1 pseudogene is annotated in these 363 nt (G+C 41.6%); it reads left to right on the forward strand.

What is annotated here, in order from left to right:
- A pseudogene (locus DWX28_RS20210) lies at nt 1-363 on the forward strand (RNA-guided endonuclease InsQ/TnpB family protein); the annotation flags it as partial.

Consider the following 363-nt stretch of genomic DNA (forward strand, 5'->3'; position numbering starts at 1 on the left):
AAGAACTGGGACTGGAAAAGTATCCTGACTGGTATTATCAGAAAAAAGCACATAAAGGAAATCTGTGGTATAAACAGCTTCCGTCACAGACAGCACAGGAGACCTGTAAGCAGCTGGATAAGGCGTGGAGATCTTTTTATGTCCTGAAAAAGACTGGAGGGATCAAAGATCCAAATCCGCCCCGTTTTAAACAGGATAATATACCGGTCACATACATGCAGATGGGGATCCGGCATGAGAAAGGTTCAGACCAGCTGCGTCTGTCTCTGTCAAAGGATCTGAAAAGCTACATGGAAGAAACATATGGGATCCATGAAAAATTTCTATATCTTGAAAATAAGATTTTCAGGAACATGGATCATA

It is taken from the genome of Blautia sp. AF19-10LB (assembly GCF_003461245.1).
GTDB lineage: Bacteria > Bacillota > Clostridia > Lachnospirales > Lachnospiraceae > Blautia_A > Blautia_A intestinihominis.